The sequence below is a fragment of the Mycobacterium sp. NGS33 genome (assembly GCF_059812885.1).
Genome location: NZ_JCALDN010000023.1, coordinates 39,476 through 56,431 on the forward strand (window position 1 = coordinate 39,476; position 16,956 = coordinate 56,431).

The window sequence follows — 16,956 nt, forward strand, 5'->3', positions numbered from 1 at the left end:
GGCCCGCCCTCAGCCGGGCGTCGCCGCCGGGGCCCGCAACACCAGCGGCACCAGGTAGCGGCGGGCGAAATCGCGGGCCTGGTGCATGTTGTAGATCGGGATGGCCGAATTCGGCGTCTTGACCAGCGAGATGATCAGCCGCCCGATCATTTCGCCGACGATCTCGGTGTCCAGATCGGCCGCCAGCTCGCCGCGCTCCTGCCAGCGGCGCAGCCAGGTGGCGATGTAGCCGCCGGTCATGGCGATCAGGTTCTCGTCGGTCAGGTAGGCGGTCAGTTCCCCCGCAGCGGGTGATTCGCGGATGCTTCGGGTCAGCAGCTTGGGCGCGGAGGCCTCGTGGACGAAGGCGGCGAAGACTTCGGCGATCCCTTCTTCCGGTGTCGCCGCCCGGCCGGCGACCTCGGAGACCAGCGTGCTCAGCCGCAGCGATTCGTCCATGATGGTGAGCCGCACCAGGTTTCGCTTGTGCCGGAACCGGCGGTACACCGTGGCGACACCGACACCGGCCGTGTCGGCGATGTCCTGCATGGTGGTGTTGGAAAATCCGCGCTCGGTAAAGCAGGTGCGGGCCGCGGTGACGATCGTGCGGGCCGTCGGATCGAGGGTGGCCAGACCGTCGACCAGCTCCCGGTGTGCCGCATCTGGTTTCGGCGCCGCGCCGGATCCATTGCCGGGTTGCAGGAAACTCGCCGTCGTCGTCATGCCGCTCCTCCTTCTGATGGGTGAGGGTTCGGGTCACACCACGGTGGCCCCGATGCGGTGCCGCACCCGCATGTCCCACACCACCGCCTGCAAACCGAGACGCGCCAAGAACCGCGGCGTGAACATGTCCAGCACTCCAAAGATGTGCTGCCAGCGGTCGAATCGGCGTTGCTGCGCGTCCGACCATGCGAACCCGAGCTTGTCGCGCAGCTGCGGGGGCAGGTAGCCCAGCGTCATGAACAGATTCCATCCGCCGAACAGGGCCGAGATGGGCGCGGGCAGGAAATCGAGGCGCGCGATGCCGATCAGATAGCTGCGCATCCGGTCGTCGAAGTCGAGTCGATCGAGTTGATCGCGCCAATAGCGGCCCGCGGCCGCCAGGTCGGCGGGCCACATGTCCCGCGGCACCTGCAGCATGGTCGCGAATACCGACGCGGCCTGGTGCACCGCCTCGGGGTCGCGCCGCGATCGGCCACCCCGCAGCTTGCGAGTGTCCTCGAAGACCGCGGCCATGCAGGAGGCCACCCAGAGTTGCAAGGCGGGGTCGAAGGCGTTGTAGCGCACCGGGCTTTGCGGCCCGGAGCGCACCCGAGCGTGCGCCGCGTTGACCGCCTCCCGGTAGACCTTGCGATCGTTGGCGTTTCCGGCGATGGCCACCGCGATGTAGGTGAAGGTGGTGCGGGCCCGTTTGAAGGGATGCTTGTACAGGTTGCCGCTGTCGACCTTGCTTTCCATCACGCCGTAGGCCACGCCCGAATTCGCCAGCTGCATCACGACGTTCGCCGCCCCGTACGCCGGGGACAGCCAGGGCGATATCTCCTCTGCCAGAAACGACGTGTCGAGGGAATCGGTGTCCGCCCGCCGGGCACCTGGATCCGGCGGGAGCGGTGCGTCCTGCGGACCGGTGGGCAGGGGATGGGCCATGCTGCGCCTTTCTGTGACCGACAGTTCAGGCGGATTCGGATCCCTCGGCCCCGCCCCTGATAGAAATCAAGGAAGATTCTATCGTCGAGTCTGGCACAGACCGGAGTCATTTGACAGGGCCGGCAACGGATTCCTTCGGGATGAGCGTGGCTACATGACCTTTGACCGCGACTGACCGGGCTGTTCCCTGCGCGCCCGCCCGGCGGACGACAGGCCCGGCCCCACCAGGCGGTAGGTCGCGGCGACCGGCTCTATCACCGAGCCCATCGGCCCGCGGACGGGTGACGACGAGCGGGTCAGCTCAGAAAGTTGTTGACCGCCGACGCGAGGTCCGGGGACGCCGACGTCGCGAGGTTCTGATAGCTGCCGCCGCTGAGCTGGGCGACCGCTTCCCAGGTCGTCCGGTCCGGATCGGCGCCGAAATCGATGACGTTCACCGCGATGGGCTTGGCCGGATCGGCGCTCTTGCGGATGAAGTCCTGCAGCCCCGGACCGTCCAGCGTCTGGTCGGTGTGCGGCCCTGCGGTGATCAACAGGATCGAATTGGTCTGGCCCGCATGATAATTGGTCTGCATGTCCTGGTAGAGCATCCGCAGCGTGGTGAATGACACCGCACCACCGCCCGACGAGTACTGCTTGTCCAGCGCGGCGGCCAGCGCGGCCGAACGCGGCTGACCGTTGACGGGGTCGGACAGCGGCCCGCTGGCCACCTCCGAACGGCCCTCGTGGCCGTCGAACGTCCACAGCCCCACCACCGCGGTCGCGGGTAGCGCCTTGATCTTGTCCTGCAGCGCTCCGACGACGTTGGCCAGCCGGGTTTTTCCGCCTTCCTGGCCGGGCATCGACTGGTCGAGCATGATGGTCGTGGCCTGCCCGCTCGACGGGCTGGCCATCGCCTCGGCGAGGGTGGCGCGCACCGGGTCGTCACCGACCGACAGCGTGGCCGGCAGCGCCGGGAAATCGGTGACGGGGCTGCTGGGCGGCTTGACCCCATTGACGCGGAAGCCGGCCTTGGCCAGCTTGGCCAGTTGGTCGGACTTGTGCATGAAGCGCGAGAACTCGCTGGCCGCCGAGGCCTGTTCGCGGGTCAGCCACGAACCGCTGAGCAGCACCGTGGGGTAGTCGGCGACCGCCGCCGACCCGGGCGGCAGCCAGAACGCCAAGGCGTCCTTGGCGTCCGGCAACGACTGTCCGTGCTGGAAGAGCTGCTGCTCGGTGGTGACCACCGCGTGCACCGGCGCGGTCGCGGCGTCACCCGGCTTCAACAGCGCGTTCATCGCCTCGGTCAGCGAGTTGTCGGCCAGCTTGGGTTGCGCGCTCAACAGGCTGCGCACCGCGCCTGTGCCCTGCGTCACCGGGGCGCCGGGCGGTACCGACGCTGCCGCCACCGCCTCTCCGGCCAGAAACGATGCGTCCGCGTTGCCGTTCATCGGCAGCGCCAAGCGCAGCGAACCCCACCCCGGTAAATTCAACCCCGCCAACGCATTCGGATTGGTTTGCAGCCCGGGCAGCGCCGCCCAGTTCTGGTTGGCCAGGGCCGACGCGAGTTGGGGCCGGATGGCCAGCAGCACCGGCGAGGTGGCCAGGGAATGGCTCTCGGTGACGGTTTTTTGCGCCGTGGCCCCGGCGAGTCGCGCGGCGGAAATCGAACTGCCCGGAATCCACAACGCAGGCTGGCCGCCCAGTTCCGCGGGCCACTTGCCGATGAAACCGTTGAGCACGGCGTCGGAGTTGGCCGGCTTGACGTTCACCACGATGCAACGGTCACCGACGGGCCCCGCGGATTTGTTGTAGCTCTCCGCGAGTTGCTGAATGGAGTCGGCGATCGACGGATCGGCGACGACGGGCACCGTTTCCTGGCCCCCGACGCAGCCGCCGGCCGCCTTGTGCGAACGCTTGGACAACGCGTCACCGAAGAAGCTCCACAGGATCACCGATCCCACCACGACCACGACCGCGACCAGCGCCACGATCACGCCGATGCTGACGCCGCGGCGGCCGGCCTCGCTGCGGTGACCGCCCCGCCAATCGCCGAGCCCGCGATGCCCGCCCCGAAAGAGCGACGGCGATGCGGCCGGCGGCTCCGGAGTCGACGGGGCCGCCTGCCGTGACGGGAATTCCGGGTAGTCGTCGGCGCTGTCTACGAGGGCATCCTCGGCCGGGTAGTAACCCTCGTGGGCATAGTCACCTTCGTCGGAATAGTCGCCCTCGTCGGAATAGAGGTCGGCTTCCTCGTCGCGGCCGGTAGCCCGGCGGCGATCACCTGCCTCTTCGCCTCGAGACGGCTCGTCGACGACGTCGTCGCGAGATGGCTCGTCGAGGGAGTCGTCAGGGTCGGGCGCACTGTGCCTACCCATAGCAGTGCCCTCGGCCTTTCCGTCGATCCATCGTTAACTCGGCGCCGATCTTAGTCACCGGCGGCCCTATGCCATGCTCGAACCCGAATTGAGCGGGCTCAGTTCGACTGTGGGCCGCGTGCCTTGGCTTCCCGCCGACGGCGATGCAGGATCGGCTCGGTGTAACCGTTGGGCTGCTGCGTTCCGGTCAGGATCAGATCCTGGGCGGCGAGGAACGCCAGGCTGTCGTCGAAGTTGGGCGCCATCGGCAGGTATGCCGCGTCCTTGGCGTTCTGTTCGTCGACCAGCGGGGCCATCCGCTCCAGGCTGGCCCGGACGTCCTCCTCGGTGATCACCCCGTGGCGCAGCCAGTTGGCCAGCAACTGACTCGAAATCCGCAGCGTGGCACGGTCTTCCATGAGCGCCACGTCGTGAATGTCGGGAACCTTCGAGCAGCCGACGCCCTGGGCGACCCAGCGCACCACGTAGCCCAGGATGGACTGGCAGTTGTTGTCGACCTCTTCGCGGATCTCCTCGGGAGCCCAGGCCAGTTCCTTGGCCAGCGGGATGGTCAGCAACTCCTCGATCTTGGTGCGCTTCTTGCCGGCGAGCTCCTCCTGCACGGCGCCCACGTCGACGTAGTGGTAGTGCATCGCATGCAGGGTGGCCGCGGTCGGCGAGGGCACCCACGCGGTGGTCGCGCCCGCCTTGGGCTGGCCGATCTTCTGTTCGACCATGTCGGCCATCAGCTCGGTCATCGCCCACATGCCCTTACCGATCTGGGCCTTGCCCTTGAAGCCGGCCGCCAGCCCGATGTCGACGTTGGCGTCCTCGTAGGCCTTGATCCACGCGGTGCTCTTCATCGCGCCCTTGCGGATCATCGGGCCGGCCTCCATCGAGGTGTGGATCTCGTCGCCGGTGCGGTCCAGGAAGCCGGTGTTGATGAACACGACCCGGTCGGCGGCGGCCTTGATGCAGGCCTTGAGGTTGACGGTGGTGCGCCGTTCCTCGTCCATGATGCCGACCTTCAGGGTGCCCTGGGGCAGACCGAGGACGTCTTCGACGCGGCTGAACAGCTCGCAGGTGTAGGCGACCTCGTCGGGGCCGTGCATCTTGGGCTTGACGATGTAGATGGATCCGGTGCGGCTGTTGGCCAGCGGGCCGTTCGCCTCACCGGTCTTGAGCCCGTGGATCGCGGTCAGGCCGGTGAACAGCGCATCCATGATGCCCTCGAACACCTCTGTTTCTTCGCCGTTGGCCTCGGTTCTGACGATCGCGTCGTTGGTCATCAGGTGCCCCACGTTGCGCACGAACAGCAGGCTGCGGCCGGGCAGCGTCAGCTCGCCATCGCCGTCGGGTGTGGAGTAGGTGCGGTCCTCGTTGAGCACCCGGGTGAAGCTCTTGCCGTCCTTGCTGACCTCTTCGGACAGATCGCCCTTGTTCAGGCCGAGCCAGTTGCGGTAGCCGAGCACCTTGTCGTCGGCGTCGACGGCGGCCACCGAGTCCTCGAAGTCCATGATCGTCGTGATGGCCGATTCCAGGACCACGTCCTTGATGCCCGCCGAGTCGGTCTTGCCGATCGGCGATTCCGGATCGATCAGGATCTCGATGTGCAGTCCGTGGTTGACCAGCAGGACCGACCAGCTGGGCGAGCCCAGTTCGCCGGTGTAGCCGGCGAACTTCTCCGGGCTGGCCAGGCCGACGGAGCCGTCGGCGGTCGCGACCTTGAGCTGGGCGTCCTCGACGGACAGGCCCGTCGCGTCGGCCCACGACCCGGACTCCAGCGGCACCGCTTCGTCGAGGAACTTGCGCGCGTAGGCGATGACCTTGTCGCCGCGGACCTTGTTGTAGCTCGACCCCTTTTCGGCGCCGTCGTCTTCCGGGATGACATCGGTGCCGTACAGGGCGTCATACAGCGAGCCCCAGCGGGCGTTGGCCGCGTTCAGCGCGAACCGCGCGTTGAGCACCGGAACCACCAGCTGCGGGCCGGCAGTCGTGGTGATCTCGTCGTCGACGCCGGAGGTCGTGATGGTGAAGTCGGCGGGTTCGGGCAGCAAGTAACCGATCTCGGTGAGGAACTTGCGGTACGCCTCGATGTCGAGCGGCTCGATGACGCGCTGCCGGTGCCACTTGTCGATCTGGGCCTGCAGCTCGTCACGCCGGCGCAGCAGATCCTGGTTCTTGGGGGTGAGGTCGGTGACCACCTTGTCGACGCCCGCCCAGAAGCTGTCCGGGTCGATGTCGGTGCCGGGCAACGCCTCGTTGTTCACGAAGTCGTAGAGCACCCGGGCGACCCGCAGGTTCCCCGCCGACACGCGATCAGTCATGATTCTCCTCCGTCATGGGCCGCACTGGACCGTCCGTGGGCCGGACGGGCCCAGATTGGCAATGTCATCAGCCTACCGAGCGCAGCGTGGCAAGCGTTATTCGCCCGACCCGCCAGGTGCAGGTCAGGCCGCGCTGACAGCCCCAAGAACGACGCTGCGGCGAGCACCGGGATCTGTGTCCAGCAACGCATGTTCCGCGCGCCAGCGGTCGTTCGCTCTCCAGCACCTTCTTAACTGGTAGCCGTGAAGATCATACGGGCTGCGGGCGAGCGTTCCGGCCGGCCAGTGTCGCTACGCCTCGCGCATGGTCCCGACGAGGTCTTCAACCAGGTCTTCCATCGCCACCATCGCGACCACGGCGCCGGTTTCGTCGGTCACCAACGCCAGATGGCTGTTGCTGCGGCGCATCCGGGACAGCGCATCGGCCAGCGGCAGTGACCGGGACAGCCGCGGCAGCGGCCGCACCATCGCCAGATCGATGACGGTGAGCGGATCGTCGTCGAGCGTCAGCACGTCCTTGATGTGCAGATATCCGACGAACACGCCGCTGACGCTGGCCACCGGGAACCGGGAGTAGCCGGTCTGGGCCAGGGCCTGCTCGACCGCCCCGACGGTCGGCCCCGAACCCGCCGCGGCCACCGGTACCGCATGCACTGCGGCCAGGGGAACCGCCACGTCACCGACGACGCGGTGGCGGATTTGCAGCGCCCGGGTCAGCCGGGTGCGTTCCTCGCGGTCCAGCAAGCCTTCGGATTCGGATTCCGCGATCATCTCGCTGAGCTCGACGGGCGAGACTGTGATCTCCAGCTCGTCCTTGGGTTCGACGCCGCACGCGCGCACCACCACGTTGGCGCACTTGTTGTAGAACACGATGAAGGGCCGGGCGGCGCGCACGTAGGCCAGATACGGCGGGACCAGCAGCATCGCGGTGCGCTCGGGGCCGGCCAGCGCGATGTTCTTCGGCACCATTTCGCCCAGCAGCACGTGCAGGGTCACCACGATCGCCAGCGCGATCGCGAACGACAGCGTGTGCAGCAGCGCCGGGTGAATGCCGGTGAGCCCCAGCGCGGTTCGCAGCACGTTGGACACCGCCGACTCGCCGATCCGCCCGAGCAGCAGAGACGCGGCCGTGACGCCCAACTGGGCACCGGCCAGCATCGACGGCAGTTGCTCCCCGGCGCGGATCACCGTGACCGCGGCCGCTTTGCCCTGTTCGGCCAGCGCCTCGAGGCGGTCGCGGCGCGCGGAGATCAGCGAGAACTCCGCGCCGACGAAGAACGCGTTGATGCCGATCAGCAGGCAGGCCAGCAGCAGGCCCATGGTGTCGCTCATCGGCGCCCCCCGGCGGCGGGGACCTCGCCGTGATTGCTCAGTTCGATCAGCTCGAGCAGGTCGATCCGGCGGCCGTCCATCCGGATGACCGTCGCCTGCCAGCGGGTCACCGCGTCCAGCAGGCCGTCGGCGTCCAGCGTGGGCAGCTTGACCGTGTCACCGGCCACCGGGATGTGACCGATCTCGCGCAGCACCAGCCCGCCGATGGTCTCGTAGGGGCCTTCGGGCGCCCGGAATCCGGTGGCGGCGGCCACCTCGTCGATGCGCAGCAGGCCCGACACCCGCCAGCCGCTGCCGGCGGGCACCACGTCCGGGGTGGCGTCGTCGTGCTCGTCGCGGACGTCGCCGACGATCTCTTCGATCAGGTCCTCCACGGTCACCATGCCTGCGGTGCCGCCGTATTCGTCGACGACCAGCGCGGTCTGCAGGCTGTTGGCCCGGATCTCGGCCATCACCGCGTCGCCGTCCAGGGTGGACGGCACCTTGGGAACGGGTTGGGCCACCGTGATCAGCCGGGTGCGGGCCCGTTCGGCGCGCGGGATGGCGAACACCTGCTTGACGTGCACGATGCCGACCGTCTCGTCCAGGTCGCCGTCGACGATGGGGAAGCGGGAGAATCCGGACTCGGCGGCCGCGGTCACCAGGTCGGCGACCGTGTCATCGGTCTGCAGCGCCACGATCTTGGACCGGGGCGTCATCAGCTCCTCGGCGCTCAGGGTGCCGAACTGCAGCGATCGGCGCACCAGGGCGGCCGTGGCGGCGTCCAGCGCGCCGCTGCGCGCCGACGAACGCACCAGCGACAACAGCTCCTGCGGTGAACGGGCCGACCGCAGCTCCTCGGCGGGTTCGACGCCCAGCCGGCGCACGACCCAGTTGGCCGCGCCGTTGGTCAGCCGGATCGCCGGGGTCAGCAGCAGCGAGAACAGCAGCTGGGCGCTCACGACTGCGCGGGCCGTGGACAGCGGCCGGGCCACCGCGAGGTATTTGGGGACGAGCTCGCCGAACACCATCGATACCGACGTGACGATCACCAGCACCAGGAAGGCCATGATCGCGTCGCCGACGTTGTCGGGTATGCCGATGGCATCCAGCCACGGGTGCGGCAGGTCGTCCACCATGGGATCGGTCAGGTAACCGGCCGCCAGCGTGGTCACCGAGATGCCCAGCTGGGCGCCGGACAGCTGAAACGACAACCGGTGGTGGGCGCGGCGGATCCAGCGATCGCGCCGTCCGCCGCCGCGGGCGTTGGCCTCGACCGCGCTGCGGTCCAGGGTGGTCAGCGAGAACTCCGCGGCAACGAAGACGGCGTTGCCGAAGATGAGCACCGCGATCGCCACAACGCTGATCACGGCGACGGTGACGTTCATGGCCTACGCCGCCCCGGCGGGAAAGCGTTGACGAGCGGGGAACGCGCCGGGGGAGGCTCCGCGTCGGGCGATTCGTCTGACGGCCCGTGCGCCCGCAAGCCGATGGCCTGCACGGGTGCCTGCGGCACGTCGATCCTTTCGCTGCCAGATGGCGGGGCGGTCGCGGTTGCTTCCGTCTTTGCTGTCTTATGCTAGCCCGGGCCGCGGCCGCACGGCGCCGCCCAGTCCGGGCCACTCCGGTCAGCTCGGCTCATCGCACGGCCAGAGTATGGGTTGCCTAACCTTACCCGGTAGGCTCTGCCGCACTATGTCCGACGCTCAGACGCCGTCCATTCATGTTCTTCCGCGCGAACGCTTCGATATCCCCGATGAGGTCGCTCGCATTCCCCGACCACCGGTCCCCACGCTGGATCCGCCCTTCGAGATGCGCGTTGCGCAGCTCGACGACGTGGAGATGGTGACCGAGTGGATGAATCGCCCGCATCTGGCGCAGGCGTGGGAATACGACTGGCCCGCGCCGCGGTGGCGGCAGCACCTGAGCGCCCAGCTGGACGGGACGTATTCACTGCCATTGCTGGGCAGCATCCGCGGCAGGGATTGCGCCTACCTCGAATTATATTGGGGTGCAAAGGATTTGATCTCCCGCTATTATGACGCCGAGCCGTACGACCTGGGACTGCACGCCGCCATCGCGGACCTGAAACTGGTGAACCGAGGCCTGGGCCCGATGCTGTTGCCCCGGATCGTGGCCAGCGTCTTCTCGATGGAGCCGCGGTGCCGGCGGGTCATGTTCGACCCCGATCACCGCAACACCACCGCGCGCAGGCTGTGCGAGTACGTGGGGTGTGAGTTCCTCGGTGAGCACGACACGACGAACCGGCGCATGGCGCTCTACGCGCTGAATGCCCCGACCATCGCCTCGTAGCCGCGGTAATCGGGCGCCATCCCGGCGGCCACCAACTCCCACAGCACCTCGTCGGTGCCGCCCCCGACCCGGGCCAGCTTCATGTCACGCCACCACGCCCCCAAGGGCGTCTCGTCGACGAGATAGCCCGAGCCGCCGAAGATGTGCATGCACTCCGACATCACCTCCTCGCCGAGGCGGGCCGCGGTCACCTTGATTCCCGCGGCGGCCCGCAGGTCTAGGCGGCCCTGCGCCGCGATGCCGGTCAGACCGTGCCGCAGCAGATCGACCCGCGCCTGCAAATCGGCCATCCGCAGCCGCAGCGCCTGATGATCGAACAGCGTGTGACCGAACTGACGTCGAGTCATCATGCGGGCCAACGTGATTCCGATCGCCCGCTGGCACGACGCGGCGATCTGCCCGGCGATCGACATCCGTTCGTGCGCCAGGCCCCAGCTGATGGCGGCCAGCCCGGTGCCGGCCCGCGCGATCAGGGCGTCGGCGGGCACCCAGGTGTCGATGTGCACGGCGGCGGTGTCCAGCGGCCCGGCGCCGACCTTGCGGTAGGGGCGCTGCACGCTGACCTGCGCGGTGGGCACCGCGATCAGCGAGACGTTGCCGTGTTTGCTGGTGGAGTCGTGGTCGACGCTGCGCGCCACCACCATGATGTGGTCTGCGATGGGGGACAGCGACACGAACTTCTTGATGCCGCGAATGGCGAAACCGCCATTCCGAGAAGATATTTCGGTGCGAACGATCTGCAGATCCGAGCCGCCCGATTCCTCGGAGGCCCCGATGCACAGCACGACCTGGCCACGAATTGCCCGCTCGCAGAGGTCCTTGAGGTAGTCCGACCTGCCGAATCGGCGCAGCACGCAGATGGCCGAGTCGTGCAGGCTGACGCCGACTCCGATGCCGGCCGACGACAACCCGCCCAGCGCGAGCGCCAATTCCACCAGCCGCGCCACGTCGGGCAGCGGGCCGGAGCCCCACTTCTGGCTGAACACACCGCAGTCGCCTAGGTGCTCGATCAGCTCACGCGGAAAGCGTTGCTGCGCTTCGGCTTCGGCCGTCCAGGCCAGCACGCGGTCATTGAAGGCGCCGGCGAGCAGACGCCGGTAGTCGTCGAGGGTGGGGTCGGATGCCCCGGTTGTCGCGGATGTCGTCGTCACTTAGTCCACCGCCTCCAGGGTGCGCCGGACTTCCAGCCGGCGCAGTTTGCCCGACGACGTTCGGGGCAACGACCCCGGTGCCATGAAGATCACGTCGGAGGGAACGACGCCGCACATAGATGCGACGCGCTGAATGATCTCGGCGCGGGCGCCAGCCTGATCTGCCCCGCGGAATTCGGCCGCGACGATCAGGCCGGGGCGCGCGGACCGTCCACCGGTGCCCAGCGCCACGACGGCGCCCTCCCGGACTCCGCGGACTCCCGCGGCGACCGTCTCGATCTCGGTCGGGAAGATGTTGCGCCCGGCGAGGGTGATGAGCTCCTTGGCCCTGCCGCACACCACCAACCCGCCCTCGTCGAAGAAGCCGAGATCGCCGGTGGGGAACCAGGTCTCGCGGTCCACGGGCGGGTGGTCGCGGTAGCCGTCCATCATCGACGCGCCGCGGATCTCGATCTCACCGATCTGACCCCGGGCGTCGTCGTGCGGCGCGATGCGGATCTCGGTGCCCGGAATCGGCTCGCCCAGTACGGCATGGCGACGCGACCCCGTCTCGTCGGCGACGCTGGCCACGCGCAGCCCGGTGCCCGGCGCCGGCACGGTGACGGCACAGGTCGATTCGGCCAGCCCATAGGACGGCGTGGCCGCGCCGGGGTCGAATCCGAACGGGGCCATCGCCTCGGCGAACCGCTGGTATCCCTCGCAGTCGACCGGTTCGCCGCCGTTGATGGCCACCCGCACGGCACCGAGGTCCACGCCGGAGACCCGGCGGGCATACCTGCCCAGCAGGTTGTAGGCGAAGTTGGGCGCGGCGGTGATCGTCGTCCTGCTCTCCGACAGCCAACTCAGCCAGCGAAACGGCGAGGCGGTGAAGGCCGCGGTGGGCGCCAGCCATAGCGACATCCCGCCCAGCGCGGAGGCGAGCAGGAAGGACAGGCCCATGTCGTGGTACAGCGGCAGCCACGAGCAGCCGACGTCGGCCGAGGTCACACCGAGGCGCTGATTGAGCCCGCGCAGGTTGGCCAGCACCGCGCCCGGCGAGAGCATGGCCGTCTTGGGCGAGCCGGTGGATCCCGCGGTCCCCTGCAAGATCGCCGGATTCGCGCCGGTGCCGACCGCGGAGCAGGAGCGGCCCGTATGCGCTGCCGCGGCAAGGCTTTCGATGACCATGTCGTCGGGGCCGGGCGGATCGAGCGCCTGCAAACCGTCCAGATGCGAGCCGTGGCTCAACACGGTGCGCACGCCGATGCCGCGGAAGCGGGTCAGCGTCGACGCCGCCCATTGCCGGCCCTCGGCGCCGCGGACCGGGCCGGGCAGGATCGACACGCCGGCGCCGGCGAGCCACGCGCCCGCGATGGCGGCGACGAACTCCAGCGTCGGCTCGCCGACGAGCCCCAGCGCGGCCGGGCGCCCCCGATCGAGCAGCCACGCGGCGATGCTCTCGGCCAGCCCGTGCACTTCCGGCCAGGGGTGGTGGCCCCACGTCGACGTCTCGCGGTCGAAGACAACCAGTTCGCTGGTGCCCGTGCGCATCGCGTCCGTCAGCGCCGCGGCCAGTTCACTCATCGCGAGGTTTCGCGGCGATCGCGGCCTGCAGGTCTGCGACCGTGTCGCAGCTCAGCAGTTCCTCTTCCGACAGCGAGACGCCCAGCCGCTCTTCGATCGCCACCATGCCCACGGCGAAGGCCACCGAATCCAGTCCGACGTCGTCGACCAGCCGTGCGTCGGGCGTCACGCGGGACGGGTCGACGTTGAGTTCGTCGCGCAAGATGCTGAGCAGTTCCGCGCTGACTTGAGAAGGGGAGGCCGAAGAGGTGGGGGAAGAGGAGGTCATGGCGCAGTAGGTTAGCAGCCTGAGTTAGGCAAGGCTAGCCTTACTGCGTTGGGTCACCACCCCTGCGGCAGCGGATGCCCCTCGGCGAACCCCGCCGTCGACTGCACCCCGATCACCACCCGGTCATACAGCTGCGCCAGGTTTGCGGCTCCGACATAGGTGCACGTGCTGCGCACCCCGGAGGTGATGTGATCGAGCAGGTCCTCGACGCCGCCGCGGGCCGGATCCAGCCCCATCCTCGACGTCGAGATGCCCTCCTCGAACAGCGCTTTGCGGGCCCGGTCGAATGCGGTGTCCGCCCCGCTACGCGCGGCCACCGCCCGTTTGGAGGCCATGCCGTAGCTCTCCTTGTACGGCTGGTCGTCGCGGTCGCGCATCAGGTCGCCGGGCGACTCGTAGGTGCCGGCGAACCACGACCCAATCATCACGTTGGAGGCCCCGGCGGCCAGCGCCAGCGCCACGTCCCGCGGGTGCCGGACGCCGCCGTCGGCCCACACGTGCCCCCCCAATTCCCTTGCGGCCGAGGCGCATTCGACAACGGCGGAGAATTGGGGACGTCCGACACCGGTCATCATCCGGGTGGTGCACATCGCCCCCGGTCCGACACCGACCTTGACGATGTTGGCCCCGGCGTCCAGCAGGTCGCGGGTGCCCTCCGCCGAGACGACGTTGCCGGCCACCAGCGGTACCCCCAGCTGCAGCGCCGCGACGGTCCGGATCGCCTCGATGGTCTTGACCTGGTGCCCGTGCGCCGTGTCGATGACCAGCACGTCGATGCCGGCCTCGACCAGCGACCGCGCCTTGGCCCCGACGTCGCCGTTGATGCCGACGGCCGCGCCCACCCGCAGCCGCCCGTGCGCGTCGACGGCCGGGGTGTACAGGCCCGCGCGGATGGCGCCGGTGCGGGTCAGCACGCCGGCCAGCGCGCCGTCGGCGTTGGTCACGACCGCGACACCGAGGGGCGACTGCTCGAGCAGATCGAAGACCTTGCGCGGGTCCGTCCCCACGGGGGCACTGACGAAATCGGTCATCGCGACGTCGCGCACCCGGGTGAAACGATCCACGCCCAGGCACGACGACTCGCTCACCAGGCCGAGTGGGCGGCCCTCGAAGGCCACCACCGCGACACCGTGCGCGCGCTTGTGGATCAGCGCGGTCGCGTCGGACACCGAGTCGTCGGGCCCGAGCACCACCGGGGTGTCGAGCACCAGGTCGCGGCTCTTGACGAACTCCACCGTCTGCTGCACCGCGGTGATCGGGAGATCCTGGGGCAAGATGACGAGGCCGCCGCGCCGCGCCACCGTCTCGGCCATCCGGCGCCCCGCCACCGCGGTCATGTTGGCGACGACGACGGGAATCGTGGTGCCGGAGCCGTCGTCGGTGGACAGGTCGACGTCGAAGCGGGACGCGACGTCCGAACGGTTGGGCATCACGAAGACGTCGTTGTAGGTCAGGTCGTATGCGGGTCTGTGCCCGTCGAGAAACCTCATCGCAGTGGCCCCACCAAACTCACGCCCCCTTCACGCCTTCGGTGCGCCCGCTACGCGGGCACTTCGGTGCGATCCCCGCTCCACAGTGTGTGGAAACGCTTGGCCGGGTCGTCGTCGATGCGGCCGTAGGTGTGCGCGCCGAAGAAGTCCCGCAGGCCCTGGGTGAGTGCGGCGGGCAGCCGCTCGGTGCGCAGCGCATCGTAGTAGGACAGTGCCGAGGCGAAGCCGGGGATCGGGATGCCGAGTTCGGTGGCCTTCACCACGACCCGGCGCCAGCCGTCGATCGATTCCTCGATGGCGCTGCGGAAATAGGGCGCGACGATCAAAGACGGCAGGTCGGCGTCGTCGTCGAACGCCTCCTTGATCCGGTTGAGGAACTTGGCCCGGATGATGCAGCCGCCGCGCCAGATCGTCGCCATGTCGCCGGGGGTGATGCCCCAGTCGTACTCGGCGCTGCCCGCCTGGATCTGGTTGAAGCCCTGCGCGTAGGCGATGATTTTCGACGCGTACAGCGCCTTGCTCACGTCGTCGATGAATTGCGCCGCGTCGGTTGGCTTTTCACCCAGCCGACCGGAAGCCAGGCCGGTGGTGGCCTTGCGCTGGGCGACCGAGCCGGACAGGGCCCGGGCGAAAACGGCCTCGGCGATGCCGGTCACCGGCACCCCGAGGTCCAGCGCGGACTTCACCGTCCAGCGGCCGGTGCCCTTCTGCTCGGCCTCGTCGAGGATGAGGTCGACCAGCGGCTTGCCCGTCTTGGCGTCGGTCTGGCGCAGCACCTCGGCGGTGATCTCGATGAGAAAACTGTCCAGGTCGCCCTTGTTCCACTCGGCGAACACGTCGGCGATCTCGGGCGCGGTCTTGCCGAGTCCGTCCCGCAGCAGCTGGTAGGCCTCGCCGATCAGCTGCATGTCGGAGTATTCGATGCCGTTGTGCACCATCTTGACGAAGTGCCCGGCGCCGTCGGGGCCGATGTGGGTGCAGCACGGGACGCCGTCGACGTGCGCGGAGATCTCCTCGAGCAGCGGGCCCAGCGACTCGTACGACTCGGCCGGACCTCCCGGCATGATCGACGGACCGTTCAGCGCGCCCTCCTCACCGCCGGAGATGCCGGCGCCGACGAAGTGCAGCCCGCGCTCGCGGATGGCCTTCTCCCGGCGGATGGTGTCGGTGTAGAGGGCGTTGCCGCCGTCGATGATGATGTCGCCTTCTTCCATGGCCTCGGCGAGCTCGTTGATGACGGCGTCGGTGGGGTCACCGGCCTTGACCATGATCAGCACCCGGCGCGGTTTTTCCAGCGCGTCCAGGAACTCGGCGATGGTCTCCGATCGCACGAACGTGCCCTCGTCGCCGTGCTCCTTGAGCAGCGCATCCGTCTTGGCGACCGAGCGGTTGTGCAGCGCCACCGTGTAGCCGTGCCGGGCGAAGTTGCGGGCGATGTTCGAACCCATCACGGCCAGGCCCGTGACGCCGATCTGCGCGGTGCCGGTCTTGGATCCGGAGTGGGCATCCGACGGACTCATGTTGTCGCCTCTCAATGTGGAGAACTTTCCGAAAAGCTTTCGGTGACACTGTGGCACAGCGAACAGTGACGCGCCCGGGGTGCTCGGTTCTTGGCGGCGTCAGAGGTTGAACAGGCGTTCCAGCTCGGTGAGCCACGGGACGGCCAGCGCGACCGTGGGCACCACGAATACGGCGGCCGCGGCCAGGTACGCCGCCGCCGACAGCAGGGGACTGTTGCCGCGTCCACCCAGGCGGCGCACTCGCAGCACCGTGCTGGGGCCGCTGGCGGCGAGCGCGCCCGACGGGGCCCGCCCGGACGCGCAGGCGACCAGCGCCCGGGCCAGGGGAGCGCGACCGGCGGCGCGCACCGCGGCGTCGTCGGCGAGCAGCTCGACCAGCAACTGGACCGCGCCGAGCGCGTTGGCGCTGCGGACCAGTCGCGGGAAGGCCGCGTGCACGGCGGTGAAGGCTTCCAAGACCAGGTCGTGGCGCGCCCGAAGGTGGGCGCGCTCGTGGGTGAGGATGGCCTCCACCTCGGCGTCGGCGAGCGTGCTCAGCGTTCCCTCGCTGACCACCACGCGGCTGCGCACGCCGGGCAGGCAGTAGGCGAGCGGCTGGGGGACGTCCAACACGCGAAGGTCGCGGGTGCGGGCGCAGGGCTGGGACAGCGCCGCGCCGTGCCCGACTCCGACCAGGTCGACCACCATGCGATGGTGGGCCCGTCGTTTCCGGTTGGCGATGGCCACCCGGACCACGGCGACCATCAGCCGGGCGCCGACCAGCACGGTCAGCGCGAAGACGCTGACATATGCCGTCCACAGCGGCCAGCCGAGGCGGTCGGCGGCGCCGACGATGCTGGTCGTGGGACGCCCGTCGCGGCCGGGCATCAACAGTCGGGTGGCGATCGCGATACCGGCGCTAAACGCCGACAGCACCGCGGCCAGCGCCACGGCCTGCCAGAGCACCATGGCGGCGCGGGGAGCGCGCAGCGGCCAGCGCGCGCGTGCCAACATCGCCGGCACCGGACCGGTCAGTAGCACCGCGAGAATGGTGAAAGCCAGCGCGGACACA

Annotated in this window: 13 protein-coding genes; 1 reads left to right on the forward strand and 12 read right to left on the reverse strand. The window is 69.0% G+C overall.

Features of this window, described 5'->3' with window-relative positions; translation table 11 throughout:
- Positions 1-9: 9 nt before the first annotated feature.
- The 6 genes from AC5Y5B_RS23120 to AC5Y5B_RS23145 all read right to left on the reverse strand — a co-directional run bounded on the left by AC5Y5B_RS23120 (position 10) and on the right by AC5Y5B_RS23145 (position 8,988).
- Positions 10-702 (reverse strand): TetR/AcrR family transcriptional regulator, encoded by a 693-nt coding sequence (locus AC5Y5B_RS23120; RefSeq protein WP_500006854.1) that lies wholly within the window; start codon positions 700-702, stop codon positions 10-12.
- Positions 703-735: 33 nt separating this feature from the next.
- Complete coding sequence (locus AC5Y5B_RS23125; protein ID WP_500006856.1) at positions 736-1,626, reverse strand: oxygenase MpaB family protein; 891 nt, start codon at positions 1,624-1,626, stop codon at positions 736-738.
- Between the two features lie 296 nt (positions 1,627-1,922).
- Positions 1,923-3,983 (reverse strand): substrate-binding domain-containing protein, encoded by a 2,061-nt coding sequence (locus AC5Y5B_RS23130; protein WP_112633433.1) that lies wholly within the window; start codon positions 3,981-3,983, stop codon positions 1,923-1,925.
- Positions 3,984-4,081: 98 nt separating this feature from the next.
- Positions 4,082-6,289 carry a malate synthase G gene (locus AC5Y5B_RS23135; RefSeq protein ID WP_112633434.1) on the reverse strand — a complete coding sequence of 736 codons (2,208 nt, stop codon included), beginning with the start codon at positions 6,287-6,289 and terminating at the stop codon, positions 4,082-4,084.
- 291 nt (positions 6,290-6,580) lie between these two features.
- Entirely contained in the window at positions 6,581-7,621 is a 1,041-nt protein-coding gene (locus AC5Y5B_RS23140; protein WP_500006859.1) for a hemolysin family protein, read from the reverse strand.
- Positions 7,618-8,988 (reverse strand): hemolysin family protein, encoded by a 1,371-nt coding sequence (locus AC5Y5B_RS23145; RefSeq protein ID WP_112633436.1) that lies wholly within the window; start codon positions 8,986-8,988, stop codon positions 7,618-7,620. Before AC5Y5B_RS23145 ends, AC5Y5B_RS23140 begins: the two co-directional genes overlap by 4 nt.
- 307 nt (positions 8,989-9,295) lie before the next feature.
- Between AC5Y5B_RS23145 and AC5Y5B_RS23150 the strand changes: the two genes are divergently transcribed.
- The gene (locus AC5Y5B_RS23150) at positions 9,296-9,913 is read left to right on the forward strand and encodes a GNAT family N-acetyltransferase (RefSeq protein WP_500006866.1); all 618 of its coding nucleotides are present in this window, start codon (positions 9,296-9,298) and stop codon (positions 9,911-9,913) included.
- On the opposite strand, the gene mbtN is transcribed toward AC5Y5B_RS23150, so the two are convergent.
- From mbtN to AC5Y5B_RS23180, 6 genes are all read right to left on the reverse strand, one after another.
- Positions 9,880-11,064 carry a mycobactin biosynthesis acyl-ACP dehydrogenase MbtN gene (mbtN, locus tag AC5Y5B_RS23155; protein ID WP_500006871.1) on the reverse strand — a complete coding sequence of 395 codons (1,185 nt, stop codon included), beginning with the start codon at positions 11,062-11,064 and terminating at the stop codon, positions 9,880-9,882. The genes AC5Y5B_RS23150 and mbtN overlap by 34 nt on opposite strands.
- On the reverse strand, positions 11,065-12,627 hold the full coding sequence (gene mbtM / locus AC5Y5B_RS23160; RefSeq protein WP_500006875.1) for a long-chain-fatty acid--ACP ligase MbtM: 1,563 nt from the start codon (positions 12,625-12,627) through the stop codon (positions 11,065-11,067). It lies immediately after the preceding gene.
- Positions 12,620-12,895: a mycobactin biosynthesis acyl carrier protein MbtL gene (mbtL, locus tag AC5Y5B_RS23165; protein ID WP_112633440.1), complete on the reverse strand. Its 276-nt coding sequence runs from the start codon at positions 12,893-12,895 to the stop codon at positions 12,620-12,622. Before mbtL ends, mbtM begins: the two co-directional genes overlap by 8 nt.
- Positions 12,896-12,948: 53 nt before the next feature.
- Positions 12,949-14,385 carry a GuaB1 family IMP dehydrogenase-related protein gene (locus AC5Y5B_RS23170; protein WP_500006879.1) on the reverse strand — a complete coding sequence of 479 codons (1,437 nt, stop codon included), beginning with the start codon at positions 14,383-14,385 and terminating at the stop codon, positions 12,949-12,951.
- Between the two features lie 50 nt (positions 14,386-14,435).
- Positions 14,436-15,905 carry an NADP-dependent phosphogluconate dehydrogenase gene (gene gnd, locus AC5Y5B_RS23175; RefSeq protein ID WP_500006882.1) on the reverse strand — a complete coding sequence of 490 codons (1,470 nt, stop codon included), beginning with the start codon at positions 15,903-15,905 and terminating at the stop codon, positions 14,436-14,438.
- Between the two features lie 99 nt (positions 15,906-16,004).
- Complete coding sequence (locus AC5Y5B_RS23180; RefSeq protein WP_112633443.1) at positions 16,005-16,955, reverse strand: M56 family metallopeptidase; 951 nt, start codon at positions 16,953-16,955, stop codon at positions 16,005-16,007.
- Between the last annotated feature and the right edge of the window lies 1 nt (position 16,956).